This window comes from Shewanella sp. (assembly GCF_041630135.1).
Taxonomy (GTDB): domain Bacteria; phylum Pseudomonadota; class Gammaproteobacteria; order Enterobacterales; family Shewanellaceae; genus Shewanella.
Genome location: NZ_JBFKLW010000085.1, coordinates 1 through 13,503 on the forward strand (window position 1 = coordinate 1; position 13,503 = coordinate 13,503).

At 53.4% G+C, this 13,503-nt stretch carries 18 protein-coding genes; 8 read left to right on the top strand and 10 right to left on the bottom strand.

All coding sequences use genetic code 11. The annotated features are described in order from the left end of the window. The 4 genes from ABYK60_RS17045 to ABYK60_RS17060 form a co-directional block, all read right to left on the bottom strand. Nucleotides 1-527, bottom strand: a 527-nt coding sequence (locus ABYK60_RS17045) for a response regulator (protein WP_372873202.1), incomplete at its 3' end; no start/stop codon positions are given. Beyond that, entirely contained in the window at nucleotides 527-928 is a 402-nt protein-coding gene (locus ABYK60_RS17050; RefSeq protein WP_372873203.1) for a DUF3019 domain-containing protein, read from the bottom strand. The genes ABYK60_RS17050 and ABYK60_RS17045, both read right to left, overlap by 1 nt. 5 nt (nucleotides 929-933) lie before the next feature. Next, nucleotides 934-1,800 carry a MipA/OmpV family protein gene (locus ABYK60_RS17055; RefSeq protein ID WP_372873218.1) on the bottom strand — a complete coding sequence of 289 codons (867 nt, stop codon included), beginning with the start codon at nucleotides 1,798-1,800 and terminating at the stop codon, nucleotides 934-936. Between the two features lie 129 nt (nucleotides 1,801-1,929). Continuing rightward, nucleotides 1,930-2,766, bottom strand: a complete 837-nt coding sequence (locus ABYK60_RS17060) for a LysR family transcriptional regulator (RefSeq protein ID WP_372873204.1) — start codon at nucleotides 2,764-2,766, stop codon at nucleotides 1,930-1,932. 177 nt (nucleotides 2,767-2,943) lie between these two features. Here ABYK60_RS17060 and ABYK60_RS17065 point away from each other — a divergent pair, with 177 nt between their 5' ends. The 3 genes from ABYK60_RS17065 (at nucleotide 2,944) to ABYK60_RS17075 (ending at nucleotide 7,492) form a co-directional block, all read left to right on the top strand. Beyond that, entirely contained in the window at nucleotides 2,944-4,119 is a 1,176-nt protein-coding gene (locus ABYK60_RS17065) for an acyl-CoA dehydrogenase (RefSeq protein WP_372873205.1), read from the top strand. A gap of 62 nt (nucleotides 4,120-4,181) precedes the next feature. Then, the gene (locus ABYK60_RS17070; RefSeq protein WP_372873206.1) at nucleotides 4,182-6,437 is read left to right on the top strand and encodes a thiamine pyrophosphate-dependent enzyme; all 2,256 of its coding nucleotides are present in this window, start codon (nucleotides 4,182-4,184) and stop codon (nucleotides 6,435-6,437) included. Further along, the gene (locus ABYK60_RS17075; RefSeq protein ID WP_372873207.1) at nucleotides 6,434-7,492 is read left to right on the top strand and encodes an ACP S-malonyltransferase; all 1,059 of its coding nucleotides are present in this window, start codon (nucleotides 6,434-6,436) and stop codon (nucleotides 7,490-7,492) included. Before ABYK60_RS17070 ends, ABYK60_RS17075 begins: the two co-directional genes overlap by 4 nt. Nucleotides 7,493-7,566: 74 nt before the next feature. On the opposite strand, the gene ABYK60_RS17080 is transcribed toward ABYK60_RS17075, so the two are convergent. Continuing rightward, nucleotides 7,567-7,833 (bottom strand): hypothetical protein, encoded by a 267-nt coding sequence (locus ABYK60_RS17080; RefSeq protein ID WP_372873208.1) that lies wholly within the window; start codon nucleotides 7,831-7,833, stop codon nucleotides 7,567-7,569. Between the two features lie 227 nt (nucleotides 7,834-8,060). Here ABYK60_RS17080 and ABYK60_RS17085 point away from each other — a divergent pair, with 227 nt between their 5' ends. Then, a complete protein-coding gene (locus tag ABYK60_RS17085) occupies nucleotides 8,061-8,597 on the top strand; it encodes a GNAT family N-acetyltransferase (RefSeq protein ID WP_372873209.1) in 537 nt (178 codons plus the stop codon). Here ABYK60_RS17085 and ABYK60_RS17090 read toward each other — a convergent pair. After that, entirely contained in the window at nucleotides 8,568-9,083 is a 516-nt protein-coding gene (locus ABYK60_RS17090; protein ID WP_372873210.1) for a YcxB family protein, read from the bottom strand. The two genes, ABYK60_RS17085 and ABYK60_RS17090, sit on opposite strands and share 30 nt — an antisense overlap. Before the next feature lie 140 nt (nucleotides 9,084-9,223). On the opposite strand from ABYK60_RS17090, the gene ABYK60_RS17095 reads away from it, so the two are divergent. Continuing rightward, nucleotides 9,224-9,640 (top strand): DUF1971 domain-containing protein, encoded by a 417-nt coding sequence (locus ABYK60_RS17095; RefSeq protein ID WP_372873211.1) that lies wholly within the window; start codon nucleotides 9,224-9,226, stop codon nucleotides 9,638-9,640. On the opposite strand, the gene ABYK60_RS17100 is transcribed toward ABYK60_RS17095, so the two are convergent. Genes ABYK60_RS17100 through ABYK60_RS17110 form a run of 3 tightly spaced genes read right to left on the bottom strand, consistent with a single transcriptional unit; the run spans nucleotide 9,600 to nucleotide 11,068 of the window. Next, nucleotides 9,600-10,022, bottom strand: coding sequence for a VOC family protein (locus tag ABYK60_RS17100; protein ID WP_372873212.1), 423 nt, complete (start codon nucleotides 10,020-10,022; stop codon nucleotides 9,600-9,602). The two genes, ABYK60_RS17095 and ABYK60_RS17100, sit on opposite strands and share 41 nt — an antisense overlap. Nucleotides 10,023-10,058: 36 nt before the next feature. Next, nucleotides 10,059-10,442: a VOC family protein gene (locus tag ABYK60_RS17105; RefSeq protein ID WP_372873213.1), complete on the bottom strand. Its 384-nt coding sequence runs from the start codon at nucleotides 10,440-10,442 to the stop codon at nucleotides 10,059-10,061. Between the two features lie 41 nt (nucleotides 10,443-10,483). Beyond that, nucleotides 10,484-11,068 carry an NADPH-dependent FMN reductase gene (locus tag ABYK60_RS17110; protein ID WP_372873214.1) on the bottom strand — a complete coding sequence of 195 codons (585 nt, stop codon included), beginning with the start codon at nucleotides 11,066-11,068 and terminating at the stop codon, nucleotides 10,484-10,486. A gap of 163 nt (nucleotides 11,069-11,231) precedes the next feature. On the opposite strand from ABYK60_RS17110, the gene ABYK60_RS17115 reads away from it, so the two are divergent. Together ABYK60_RS17115 and ABYK60_RS17120 are read left to right on the top strand one after the other, a co-directional pair. Continuing rightward, nucleotides 11,232-11,873 carry a helix-turn-helix transcriptional regulator gene (locus ABYK60_RS17115; RefSeq protein WP_372873215.1) on the top strand — a complete coding sequence of 214 codons (642 nt, stop codon included), beginning with the start codon at nucleotides 11,232-11,234 and terminating at the stop codon, nucleotides 11,871-11,873. Next, nucleotides 11,870-12,601 (top strand): 16S rRNA pseudouridine(516) synthase, encoded by a 732-nt coding sequence (locus ABYK60_RS17120; protein WP_372873216.1) that lies wholly within the window; start codon nucleotides 11,870-11,872, stop codon nucleotides 12,599-12,601. Before ABYK60_RS17115 ends, ABYK60_RS17120 begins: the two co-directional genes overlap by 4 nt. A 56-nt stretch (nucleotides 12,602-12,657) precedes the next feature. Here the strand turns inward: ABYK60_RS17120 and ABYK60_RS17125 are convergent, their stop codons facing one another. Continuing rightward, nucleotides 12,658-13,134 carry a hotdog fold domain-containing protein gene (locus tag ABYK60_RS17125; RefSeq protein WP_372873217.1) on the bottom strand — a complete coding sequence of 159 codons (477 nt, stop codon included), beginning with the start codon at nucleotides 13,132-13,134 and terminating at the stop codon, nucleotides 12,658-12,660. A gap of 261 nt (nucleotides 13,135-13,395) precedes the next feature. Here ABYK60_RS17125 and ABYK60_RS17130 point away from each other — a divergent pair. Continuing rightward, nucleotides 13,396-13,503, top strand: a 108-nt coding sequence (locus tag ABYK60_RS17130; protein WP_372873219.1) for an undecaprenyl phosphate translocase family protein, incomplete at its 3' end; no start/stop codon positions are given.

Consider the following 13,503-nt stretch of genomic DNA (forward strand, 5'->3'; position numbering starts at 1 on the left):
ACCTGACCGGCCTGAGAAGCAAGCAGCCACAGGAGTTCAAACTCGTGGCTGGTCAAATCCACTTCTTTTTCGCCGAGTCGAATGGTCTGGGTATGTGGGTCGATACTCAGCTTACCGAAGGTGAGGCAGTGGGTTTCCTGTTTGGGCGGCGCGCTGTGGCGGCGAAGCAGATTATTGATACGCGCAACCAGCAGCGCCGGGTCAACCGGTTTTACCACGTAATCGTCGGCACCCAGTTCCAGCCCCTTGATTTGGTCTTCATTGGAGCCCAGGGCGCTCATCAGCAGGATGGGGCCAGCAAAATAGTCAGGCAGCTTTTCAATCAGGGTCAGGCCGTCCATACCGGGCAGCATAATGTCCAGCAAAATGATGTCGGGTTTGTAGTTAAGCAGGCGCGTCAGTACGGTATCACCCCGGCGTTCCAGCTCGACATGCATACCGTTGGCCTTGAGGTAATCCACGATAAGATTGGCGAGGCGCACATCATCTTCAACCAGTAATACACGGTGCGGTGCTTGTGTCGTCATCAAAAAATACTCCATGGGTTACGAAAACGCCGACGGGTTTGCGGCTCGCTCAGGGGCTTTACTCTGAGTACCGCATCGGCAAGCGGATGGTTACTTTGTTGGTCTCTCATTACAAAGCGCACGTCCTTGTCGGTGCTGATGTCCAGGGTCAGGCTATCCTGAGCGGGATCCTCCATGCACCAGCGTTGCAATGTCGGTAGATCCACTTCAATACACACGGGTTGTTCTGAATACCAGCTCAGGGTCACCTGAATTTCACAGGTGCCCGATTCGGGGCTGAACAGGCATAAACTGGGTGTCAGATCCAAAGTTCCGCGTTTTCCTTTGGCGTCGTTATCCGCTGCAAAGCTTGCATGGCTTAGCAGTGGCAATAAAAACAGGAAGCGGCCAAGGATTCTCAATCGTGCTAGAACCTGTAGGCAGCACCTATCAGGTAGGCATAGCTGTCTTTTTCATCCAGCAGCGGACTTTCAGTGATGGTATCAGCAAGTCGGGTGTAGCGGGCTGTCATCAGGAGTTCCCATTGTGGCGTAAGGTGGTAGCGGGCGGTGATTTCAGCCCCTTTGTTCCAACCATCTTCAGCATGATACATGTGGTGCCAGTATGCACTTTCCGATGGCCGTACACCATAGTAATAATCCACAACCTCTTGGCTTTTCCAATCAAAGAATAAAGCAAAATCAATGCTTAATGCTTTGTGAGCCAAGTGGTAGTTCCATTTAACCTGCCCCTCCATGCCGTTGTGTACGTTAAAAAGATCCTGCATTAATGCCAGGCGCCAGGTGCCGAAGCGATTGTAGAGATAGGCTTCCAGACCACCCAGGTAAGTAAACTCCCTCGATTCCAGCTCACCAATGTCTTCATTTGCAAAGGACACCGGTGCTCCGGCAAGCGGCGCATTTTCGAAACTGCGGGCGCTGCCGGCGAGAAAAATATTCGATGGATCCCAGCGGTAGAAAAAGGCTCTGTCACTGGAAAATCCGGTGATCAGATTCAGGGTAAACCGCTCTTGTTCTGTCAGGGTATAGCCAATAGCACCGTTATCGAAGAACCATTTATCGCCATAATAGGCGACGGTGGGCAGTATATAGATGGGAATATCGTCGTAATCTTTCAGCGGATTGGTTTTTTGGCCATAACCAAAGGCAATACCCAGATCCCAGCTGCCTTGTTCGATGCAATCTGTCGTATCGTCACACGCCACTGTCGTCGCCTGTACCAGAGGTGACAGACTAAAGACATAAAGCAAAAACACGCGCAGCAATGATTTCATCTTAATATTAAACACGGATACCCCATTAACATTTATAGCAACAGGGTATCACTTAATGTCTGATGCACCACAGGTTTAAACCGGGCTGTTGCAATTTGATACCTGTGTTTCCTCGTGGTGAGTGTCAGGTTAATTGCACAGTTTGCATAGCTGGGAAAGCTGGTGTTGCTGTGGCGTTTGCGCCCGCCCCTGAGGTAAGGCCAGGCCGACGGTGCGCTTAAGTTCAATATCCGCAAGCGGTCTGAATACGATATCTGTTTGATCCAGAAGCGCCGGAATTGCTGGCACCAATGCAATTCCCAATCCTGCTGTTACCAAACCCACCGCGTATTCTATGGTTTGAATGCGGGCGCGAACCTGCATCTTTATCCCTTCCATATCCAGTAATTGTTGCAGACTTGTCAGCGCTTCACAGGGCGCTCTGTGAATAAAGGGTTGTCCCTGTAAATCTTCGAGCCGGATGCTGTTTTTCAGTGCCAGGCTCAAAGCCGGTGGAATGGCCAGCAAGTAGGTGTCATGCCACATCGCCTGAAAGCTTTCATTTGGGGTTAGGTCGGCGGTGGTGATGATGCGTCCGTCGCATTCCTCACTGGGTTCAACCAGGGTTAAGTCCATGTCCGGACAGGCTGCGGTAAAGTCTTTAAGCAGCATACTCATGCGCTGTACCCCGAGCGATCTTATCAGTCCCAGCCGGAATGGCACCTGGGTTTCAGGCTTGGAAAACAGCGACTGTATAGCCTTGGATTCATTCAGCAGTCGTTTGGCAAGCGGGTAGAGGCGCATCCCGGCGTCCGTGGCGGAAACGCCCTTTCCATGGCGGGCAAACAGTTGCACTTCGAGTTCGGATTCCAGCGCTGCAATGGCTGCTGAAATTGACGGTTGGGCGATGTAACAATGTTTGGCTGCGGCGCTGATACTGCCTTTTTCCAAAACAACAACGAAATAATTCAGTGCCTTAAGGTTCATCTTTCCCTACGCGTAAGATATAGAAAAAAACTATGGAAGTAAGAGAAAAAGAATATTTTTCCTAATGATTGATTATGCATATGCTAATGCAAATCTCAAGTGGGGGTGTGGCTTGATGTAATCGCCGTGACTACTGCCTGCTAGCAATAAACAACAAGACTCAATAAAGGATGACCTATGGCCCGCGTACAATTTGACTGGCAAGACCCGCTGAACTTTAACTCATTGCTGACTGAAGAAGAGCGGATGATCCGCGACATGGTGCATGAGTATGCTCAGGATAAATTGATGGCGCGGGTGTTAATGGCTAACCGTGAAGAGCATTTTGATCGTGAAATCATGAATGAACTGGGTGAATTGGGGCTGCTTGGTGCCACTTTGCCTGAGGCCTATGGTTGCGCCAATGCCAATTATGTCAGTTACGGTTTGGTTGCCCGCGAAATTGAGCGGGTCGACAGTGGTTATCGTTCGGCCATGAGTGTGCAGTCATCTCTGGTAATGCACCCCATTTACACCTATGGCACCGAAGCGCAGCGTCAGAAGTATCTGCCTAAACTCGCTACCGGCGAGTGGGTAGGCTGCTTTGGTCTGACTGAACCGGATGTTGGCTCGGATCCTGCCGGCATGAAGACCCGCGCCGAGCGCATTGATGGCGGCTACCGCATTAACGGGGCCAAAATGTGGATAACCAACTCACCTATTGCCGATGTATTTGTGGTGTGGGCCAAGCTGGATGGGGTTATCCGCGGCTTTGTGCTCGAAAAGGGCATGAAAGGCCTGTCTGCTCCCAAGATTGAAGGCAAGTTTTCACTGCGGGCCTCTATTACCGGCGAGATTGTGATGGATAACGTGGAAGTGGGTGAAGATGCCCTGCTGCCAAATGTGGAGGGTCTTAAGGGGCCATTCGGTTGTCTTAACAAAGCGCGTTACGGTATTGCATGGGGGGCACTGGGCGCAGCCGAATACTGCTGGCATGCTGCCCGTCAGTATGGTCTGGATCGTATTCAGTTTAACCGTCCACTGGCGGCCAATCAGCTGTATCAAAAGAAGCTTGCTGATATGCAAACCGAAATCACCACAGGCTTATTTGCCTGTCTGCAGGCTGGCCGTCTGATGGATGCCGATGCCCTGCCGGTAGAAGCTATTTCGCTTATCAAGCGTAACTCCTGTGGCAAGGCGCTGGACATTGCCCGAATTGCCCGTGATATGCACGGTGGTAACGGTATCAGCGACGAGTTCCATGTTATCCGTCATGTGATGAACCTCGAAGCGGTAAATACCTACGAAGGTACTCACGACATTCATGCCCTGATCCTGGGTCGTGCCCAGACTGATCTGCAGGCATTTTGCTGATGGGAAAACGGGGGCACTGGTGGTGCCCCCGTTTTGTATCGTTCACCCAGTGAGGGATAACCATGGAAGACAGGGCTATTGCCGTTGAGCGGCAGTTTATTGAGGCGCTGGAAACAGGATCGGTCAGCGCCTTTGTTGATAATACCCAAGGCTGGGATCATCGCCGCCTTGGACTCAGCGATGCCGAATTTGCTGGGATTTTTGAATCCCAGCTGAAGAGTCGCTTGCTTGACCTTGAGTCGCGCCGTATGCGGGCGCGCAACGAAGGTTTTTATACTATTGGCTCGTCGGGTCATGAGGGTAATGCGGCCATAGCCGCGGTGCTCAATACCACGGATATGGCACTGCTGCATTACCGCAGCGGAGCTTTTATGGTGGAGCGCGCTCGCCACGAAGCCGGTGAGACAGTGCTGTGGGACATGATGCTGTCTTTTGCGGCCTCCTGTGAGGACCCTATTTCAGGCGGCCGCCACAAGGTGCTTGGCAGCAAGAAACTCAATATTCCTCCCCAGACATCCACCATCGCGTCTCACTTACCCAAAGCGGTGGGTGTGGCCTTGAGCATTCCGCTCACCGAGCGTCTGGGCGTGGAGGGTTGTTTACCCCATGACGCCATAGTGATGTGTAACTTTGGCGATGCCTCGGCGAATCATGCCAGCGCCCAGACGGCTATCAATGCCGCCTGTTGGGCCGCATTTCAGAATATCCCCATGCCACTGATGTTTGTCTGTGAAGACAACGGTATCGGCATTTCCACACCAACACCCAAAGGTTGGATTGGTGCCAACTTCAGTCAGCGCCCGGGGCTTAAATACTTTTGTTGTGACGGTCTTGATTTGCTGGATACCTACAAGGTGGCCAAAGAGGCGGCTCACTGGTGTCGCAGTCATCGACAGCCGGTATTTTTGCATGTGCGCACAGTACGTCTGATGGGCCATGCAGGCAGTGATGCCGAAATTGCGTATCTGCCAAAGGGTAAAATTCTCGAAAATGAGACTCTGGACCCCTTACTGCGCAGCGCCGCTATGCTGATTGAAGCCGGAGTGATGGACACCGGGCAAATTCTGGCTATGTACAATGAGCTAAAGCAGCGTATCGCTGCCATTGCCCGGGTGGCCGCCACCCGGCCGAAGCTTACTACCGCCAGGGATGCCATGGCGAGCGTGGTGCCGCCTAAACTCGCCAATCCGCGCGCGGTAAAAACACTGGATGAAGAAGCCTTCGCAAGTCTCTTTGCGGCCGATAAGCAGTCTATCGGCAAACCGGTACATATGGGCAAATTGATTAACCTGGCGCTCACCGAGCTGATGGCAAGCAACAGCAATGTTGTGGTTTGCGGCGAAGATGTAGGCAAGAAGGGCGGGGTGTACCACGTGACATCCAGGCTGGTTGAGCGATTCGGCCCAAGTCGGGTGATTAATACCCTGCTGGATGAGACCTCGATTTTGGGCCTGGCCACCGGCATGGCGCATAACGGGCTGCTGCCAATCCCGGAAATACAGTTTCTGGCCTATGTGCACAATGCCGAAGACCAAATTCGCGGTGAAGCTGCCACTCTGCCGTTTTTCTCCAATGGCCAGTACACCAACCCCATGGTTATCCGTATTGCCGGCCTGGCTTACCAAAAAGGTTTTGGCGGTCATTTCCATAACGATAACTCTTTTACCGTGTTTCGGGATATTCCGGGGCTTATCCTGGCCTGCCCGTCCAACGGTGCCGATGCCGTGGGTATGCTGCGCGAATGCGTGCGCCTTGCCCGTGAAGAGCAGCGACTGGTGATATTCCTTGAACCCATTGCCCTGTACATGACCCGGGATCTGCATGAGGCGGGCGATAGCCTGTGGGCCGCTGACTATGTGCCAGAACGCCATGCCACGCCTTTGCCTTTTGGTGAGGTCGGTCGCTTCGGGGATGGTAAGGACTTGTGCATCATCAGCTACGGAAACGGCTATTACTTAAGCCGTCAGGCCGAGAAACAGCTGGCTGAGGCAGGGATCCGCTGCACAGTGATTGATCTGCGCTATCTGGCTCCCCTCAATGAGGCTGCCATCAGTGAAATTGCCGCTGGGTGTCGCCATATTCTGGTGGTCGATGAGTGCCGTCGCTCGGGCTCTGTATCCGAAGCCATAGTCACGGCGCTGCATGAACGTCTGGGAGAAGATTGCCCCAAAGTGGCAAGACTCAATGCCGAAGACTGCTTTATCCCCCTTGCTGATGCGGCAACGCTGCCGTTGCCCGGAAAAGACAGCATAGTGGCAGCAGCAAAAGCGCTGGTGGGTGACGCCGGCAACGTTGTGGATCTGGAGGCTTCAGCATGACCGCACAACCCAAACAACGGCTGCTGGTTATCGCCCCCGGCCGTGGCTGTTACAACAAAGAAGAGCTGGGATACCTGAAACGCCTGCACGGCGATAAGCAGGATTTTATTGCCGGTATCGATGCGTTTCGCCGTCACGAAGGGCAAAAGTCCATTGCTGAGCTTGATGCCATGGATAAGTATTCCTTCAAGCTGCACACACCGGGAGAAAACGCCTCGGCGCTGATCTACGCCTGTGCCATGGCCGACTTTATGGATATCGACCGAGACCGTTATGAGATAGTGGCGGTTACGGGGAATTCCATGGGTTGGTATATTGCCCTGGCCTGCGCAGGTGCTCTTGGTGAAGACGCCGCGATTGGGGTGATTAACACCATGGGCTCCATGATGCAGGATGGCCTGATTGGTGGTCAGATCATTTACCCTGAGATGGATGAACAGTGGCTGCCTGACGTGTCTGCGCGTCAAAGGCTTGATGATTTGCTGGCAGAAGCCGGGGCCACCGAGGGCTGCGCCCTGTATACCTCTATATACCTTGGTGGCTTCAGGGTGTTGGCGGGTAATGAGGCCGGCCTCAAACTTGCCGAGGAACGGCTGCCAAAAATCGACGAACGTTATCCTATGCGGCTCTACAACCATGGAGCCTTTCACTCGCCACTGCTGGCAGAGGTATCGGCCAAAGGTAAATCCCTGCTGCCCAAGAGCCTGTTCAAGGCGCCCAAGATCCCCATGGTGGATGGTCGCGGCGCCATCTGGACCCCATACAGCACCGACAGCGAAAAACTCTGGGATTACACCCTTGGTCATCAGGTCACAGAGCCCTATGACTTCACTGAGGCAGTGCAGGTGGCAGTGAAAGAATTTGCCCCGGACAGGGTGGCCATTCTTGGTCCCGGTACCACACTGGGCGGTGCTGTGGCTCAGAGCCTGATTGGTTGCCAATGGTTTGGCTGGAAAAACAAGGCGGACTTCAGCGCCGGACAAAAGCAGAGCTGCCCCATGGTGGCGCTTGGTATGGAGGCGCAGCGCGAATTTGGCATAAAGCCAAAGTCCTGACGCTGAATTACCTTTGTCGGCAACAAAACAAAAACGGCCCTTCGGGGCCGTTTTCTATGCGAGATGTCGGCGACTTACTTTAAATCTGCAGCGTTTACCGCCAGATAGCCCATGTCAAAAAGCTGGTCGTTGACACAGGTCAGCAGAAACTCGTCACGCTCTTCCCGTGGCACTTCCTGCTCGAGGATAAGATCCAGACAGACTTCTTTGATTTGTTTTACATCTTCACTGGGTGCTGGTGGCAGGTCCAGGGTGGGTTCTTCTTCGGCGGATACGGCAAAGCTGACCACAAGCGCCATAGCCAGTGCTGCTTGGGAGAGGATTGCTGAGGGGGTGCGCATGTTGGGTTCCTTTGGAATAACGGCCCTGTGGGTCCAAGGTGCCGCTCGGCAGCCTTACAATTCCCCGCAGGCGGCGGTATTGTGACAGCAAGTTGATTCATTTGGAATCGCAACTTTTTCATAATGTCGGTGAGTTTTTTTTTCCTTGGTTGGCGGGGGCGCTGGCTTGCGAAGAATATGCTGAGACTGGCATAGTAATGTATTTATTTTAAAGGGAATTGTTTGATATGCATGAGCGTGGCTCGCCTATTTTTCAGTCCAGCGATGGCCGCATCAGCGTGCGCCACAGTGGCACTCAGGACATTCATGCCATTTGTACTATTTACAGTCAGCCAAGCTGCTTTGCCAATACGCTGCAACATCCTTTTCCATCCCTCGAACGCTGGCAAAAGCGGCTGGGGGATTTGCCTGACAATTGCTACAGCCTGGTGGCTGACATCGACGGTGAAGTAGTAGGGCAGGCGGGTATGGAAGTATTCACTAATCCCAGACGCAAACATGTAGCCAATATGGGCATGGCTGTCAGCGAGGAATACCAGGGAATTGGTGTGGGCTCAGCGCTGCTTGCTGCCATGTTGGAGCTGGCTCATAACTGGTTGGCAGTAAAGCGGATTGAGCTTGAGGTGTATACCGACAATCACGCCGCCATCAAGCTGTATAAGCGCCATGGCTTTGTGATTGAAGGCGAGGCCATCGGCTACGCCTTCCGCGGTGGTGAATACGTTGACGCCTTTTTAATGGCCAGTTGCCGCGACTTCGGCTGAAGGGATGTTGGTCAGGCCGAAGCGCTGCTCAAGAAAGATGGCAGCTTCATCAGACAGTGCGCTGCGGGATAAGTACTGCCGTCCTTTGCCCTGATGCAGCAGATAGCCTTTTGGCGTGCGGCTGATGCGGTCCAGCGCATCCCAGCGCAGCTCATGGGGCTGGCCTGATGACTCAGTGGTCAAAGTGGCTTCTGTCAGTGTCAGTGTGATTTCAGTATTGGCGGCGCGGCTCATCAGTTGTCGCCACAGCCACCAGGTTCGTTGGTAGCGCACACTTAAAAATTCCACCAGGGTTAACCCCATAAAAAACCAGCCCAGATAGGCAGGCAGAGGACTGGCCAGCAGTGCAAAGGTCATCAGGGCAAAGCCAAGGGTTTTGATATAGGGCTTCCACCCTGACACTGGAGTTACCGACTCATCAAAGCACTCTTCATAATGGGCACGATTCAGGATAAATCTGTGTTGGTGGTGTAAACTTGTTGGCATTGGGATATCTTGAGTTTGGCTGCGAGAGGGAATAATCCCATTGTACGCTTAATATTAAGTTAAGTATGCTTTGAGCGGTGACTTGCAGTTGATGGGTGCAACAGCAAATCCCTCATTCAGGTAATCCGGAGACGGGCGTTATGGCATTGGTACCAAAACATTATATTTTAGTAGGTTCTACCCGGATCTTCGGCGGTAACGACGTGCCCGATTTGCTACTTGGTCAACATAAAACCCGTAAAGGTTTTTTCAGCCAAATCGAAGTGATGGAAGGAGAGCTGCTGTGGTTTGGCTATCGGGAGCATGACGGTGAACCCACCATCGAAATTCGCCTGGGTGCCAGCGACAGAGCCATGACTCACCCGGGAAAGCTCTATCGCATTGAGCCTCTCACACAAGAGACTCGTTTTCGCTTCAATGTGTTTGCCCACGAAAGCCTGCATGATGTTAATGCCAACGCCGATACCACCGTGGGGCTGTTCCTTGAAGGGGAACCAAGCACTTCGGATTCCGAGGTTAGCGGGGGTACTGGTTACGAACTTGAGGCTCATCGCTGAGGTATTCCACAAACTCCACTTCCATACCGTCCGGGTCGGTAAAGTAAACATTGCGTCGACCCGAGTCAGGTGCGCCGTCTTTGGCAACGGCAAAGCCTGCAGTACCCAGCCGCGCAATCAGCGCATCCAGTGACGCCACCACAAAGGCGAAATGCGCCAGCCCAGGCTGGTGGCCGGTCAGATCACGCGCTTCGCCCTCACCGTCATTATTCAAAGCAATATATTGATAATCATCGCCAAAGTGCAGCCATTGGCGCGGCTTGCCGTACCAGCTGCCTTCGCCGCCTCCGCGCACCCGCCAATGTGGAAAAGCGGCTTTATAGAAGCTTAGGCTCTTGTCGATGTCATGCACCACCAGATTGATGTGTTCCAGATGTACCATGATGCGCTCCCTGTGTTACCCGTTATCAATATTCAGTCAGTGTTTACGTTTTTCCACCCGCCATGGCGGATCTAAACGGTTTTTGCCGCCGTGATAGAGCTTTATCTGGTTGCCGCTGGGGTCTTTGAGGTTGGCCTCACGCCACAGCCAGCGCTGATCCTCCGGCTCGCTGTCAAAGGCGATACCGCGGGCTTTAAGCTCAGTAACCCAGTCGTCGAGGCGATCGGTTTCAAAATACAGGCAATGACCGGTGCCGGGCTTCTGGGTGCACAGATGCAGCGAAAAGCTGCTGTCTCCTTCAGGCAAAATAAAGCGGGCATAGTGGGGCGTATCGACGATTTGAATGGCGCCTAGCTCCAGATAGAAGTCCACCGCAGCCTCCATGTCGGTCACACTCAGGGTGATTTGATTCAGTCTCATGGAAGTCTCCTGCCCGCTGATGATTATTTGCCGGCTTGCTGTTACATGCCGAAGCCGTAGGGATCCTGGTAGCTGCGCATGGGTAACAGCAGCTCGGCGTAGCGACCAAGAAGGGAGACGGATTCGATGAGGCGGGCACGGATGGCGCTGTCGCGGCTGCTCAGGGCGCTACCTTCAACCGGGTGCAGCATATCTTCAACGTTTCGCACAATTACATTGGCTGGAATAAACACCATCTTGTTGTTTTTATTGCCGCTAATCATCAGCTCTGAGAGCGGGTATACGCCGTTGCCGCCGGACGATACTGATACCAGCAGTGCCGGTTTGTGGCCAGTCACGGGGACACTGGCATTCATCAGCAGCTGTTTCAACATGGGAGTGGCCATACCGCTCCACTCGGGGGTAATGAGTGCATAGGCATCACTGGCACTGAGTTTGGCCTCGATGATAGCCCAGTCTTCGCCCTTGCTCTCTCGGCTGTCGCCATCCCAGAAAGGCAGGGCGTATTCAGCCAGCTCTATCACCTCTACGTCGCTGAAGCTGTGGCTTTGCGCCTTGATGAATTCGGCTACCCTGCCGCTTTGTGAACCCCGGCGCTGACTGCCGTTGATGATGCTGAGTTTCATGGTGGCTTTCCTTATTAGTAAAGTTTTTTGTTTCTAAATTAATTTGTAAGGTAAATGCTTTACTTAATTGTGTAAAGCTAAAAATAAACAAAAAAGTTTACTTAATACTTTTGTTATCCATAATAGAGCCCAGAACAGCCGTATTTGTGTATTGGATGAAACCATGAAAACCTGTGAGAAAATCCTCGATTTGCTGAAACAGCAAGGGCCTATGACTGCCGCTGGTCTGGCTGAGTCGCTGGGGCTGACCTCTATGGGGGTGCGCCAGCATCTGCAGGCCATGGAGGCTGAGGGCAATCTCGCCTATGAGGACATCAGTGAGGGCCGTGGCCGCCCTGCGCGCTACTGGAAACTCACAGATGCCGCCCAGAGCTACTTCGGCGACAGACACAGCGAGCTGACCTTAAGGCTGATTGATTCGGTAAAGGTGATTTTTGGCGATGCCGGAATGGATGCCCTGATAAGCCACCGCGAAGCCGCCTCCGAGCAGGCCTACCTTGAACGCATGGCAGGGGTCAGCACCCTTGGCGGGCGCCTTGAGCAACTGGCGGCCATTCGCACCGAAGAAGGCTATATGGCGACTGTGGCGCGTGAAGGCGATGTCTGGTGGCTGTATGAAAATCACTGCCCCATTTGCGCGGCTGCCAGCAGTTGTCAGAACTTTTGCCGCTCTGAGCTTGAGCTGTTTCGTCGCCTGCTGGGTGAGGAGGTGACCGTAGAGCGCAGTGAACACATCATCGAAGGGGCGCGTCGCTGTGCCTATCGCATCACCACCATGGCGACTGAACAGGGCGCGGACGTATGATTTCCCCCCGGGGCAGGCTCGATGTGTTTCTGGCCAAAATCCTTAATATCCCCAAAAAAGCGGTGCGCGAACTGCTGAAAGCCGGCAGGGTGACCGTGGATGGTGTGCGGGCAACCGAAGCCGCACAGCAAATCGGCCCCTTCAGCCAGATTTATTTGGATGATACAGCCCTTCGCGCCGAGACGCCGCGCTACCTGATGCTCCATAAACCCGTGGGCGTGGTATCGGCTACCAAAGACGAAGAACACAAAACCGTGCTTGACCTTATCCCTGAGGCGATTAGAGCAGGACTGCACATAGTCGGCAGGCTGGATTTGAACACCTCGGGGCTGGTGCTGCTCACCAACGACAGTCGCTGGTCAGAATCCATGATGCAGCCCGGTGCCCATGTGGCCAAAGAGTATTGGGTGACCCTGGCAAACCCACTGACCGAGGATTATATAACCGCGTTTGCGCGCGGCTTTTACTTTGAAACGGAAGGTATTATCACCCTGCCAGCCAGGCTTGCCATTGTGGGGGAGCGTGAGGCGAGGGTAGAGCTTCGTGAAGGCAAGTACCATCAAATCAAGCGCATGTTCGGCCGCTTCCAAAACCCGGTGCTTGCCTTGCACCGAAGCCGTATTGGTGCCCTGGTGCTGGACCCGCAGTTAGCCCCCGGGCAGTGGCGGCCACTCAGCGAAGATGAAAAACGCGCCTGCCTGCAAAGTGAAGGTCAGGCGCTGGTTTAGCCAAGGTAGATATGAAAGATACTGAAAAATCAGTATCTTTATGATTTTTTAGAGGTTTATGCCTTCGGCGGCTTTTTCGAAATCCACAGCTTGATATGGCCTTTTACCACCACCACATCGTTGATGTCGTAAGCCGTTACAGGCACCAGCAAATCACCTTCCTGCCAGTCCTGCGGCTTTACTTCGGCCACGCAGCGAATATCACTGCCTGCCTTGGCAGTGTAATCCACCGTCATGCCCTTGGGGATCCAGCGCAGGTGCGGCGGAATGGAGGCTTCGGCCATCACGCCCATGGCCATTTCCAGGCCATTGCAGATGGCGATTACGTGCACAGTCTGAATGTGATTGTGTACCGCATTGCGTTTTTTGATAAAGCATTCGCAGTAGTTGGGCCTGAGTTCGGTGATAAGGGGCCTGATGGTGCCAAAGTAGGGCGCCATGCGGGCCACCATTTTTGAAAAGATAATTCTGCCAAAGGGATAGGGGATCAGTTTTTGGTAGAGTGCCATCACCTTATTGGGTTTGCCTGTCATCTGCTTTTTCCTGCGCTTCGTTATTGTGCCTCGACCCTTGATGGTCTCAACTGGTCTGGCCTGTTTATTTCAAAGCAGTGTAACATGCCATTAACCATCTGCAAGAGGGCCCGGCTTTATGTCTGCCCTGTAGGGGAAGTCCGGTGGCTTTCGTGCCTGTCTAACACAAAGTTCATTTTCAGCCGTTGCCAAGCCGACATATAATCGGCGGCAACAATAAGGACAGTGTCGGCCAGGTGCCGGTATTTTTTGGGGAATTGGGTGAACAACTTACTGACCTACTTTAAAGGGCTCGCCATGGGCGCAGCCGACGTGGTGCCCGGTGTATCCGGCGGCACCATCGCCTTTATCACGGGGATCCTGGATAAG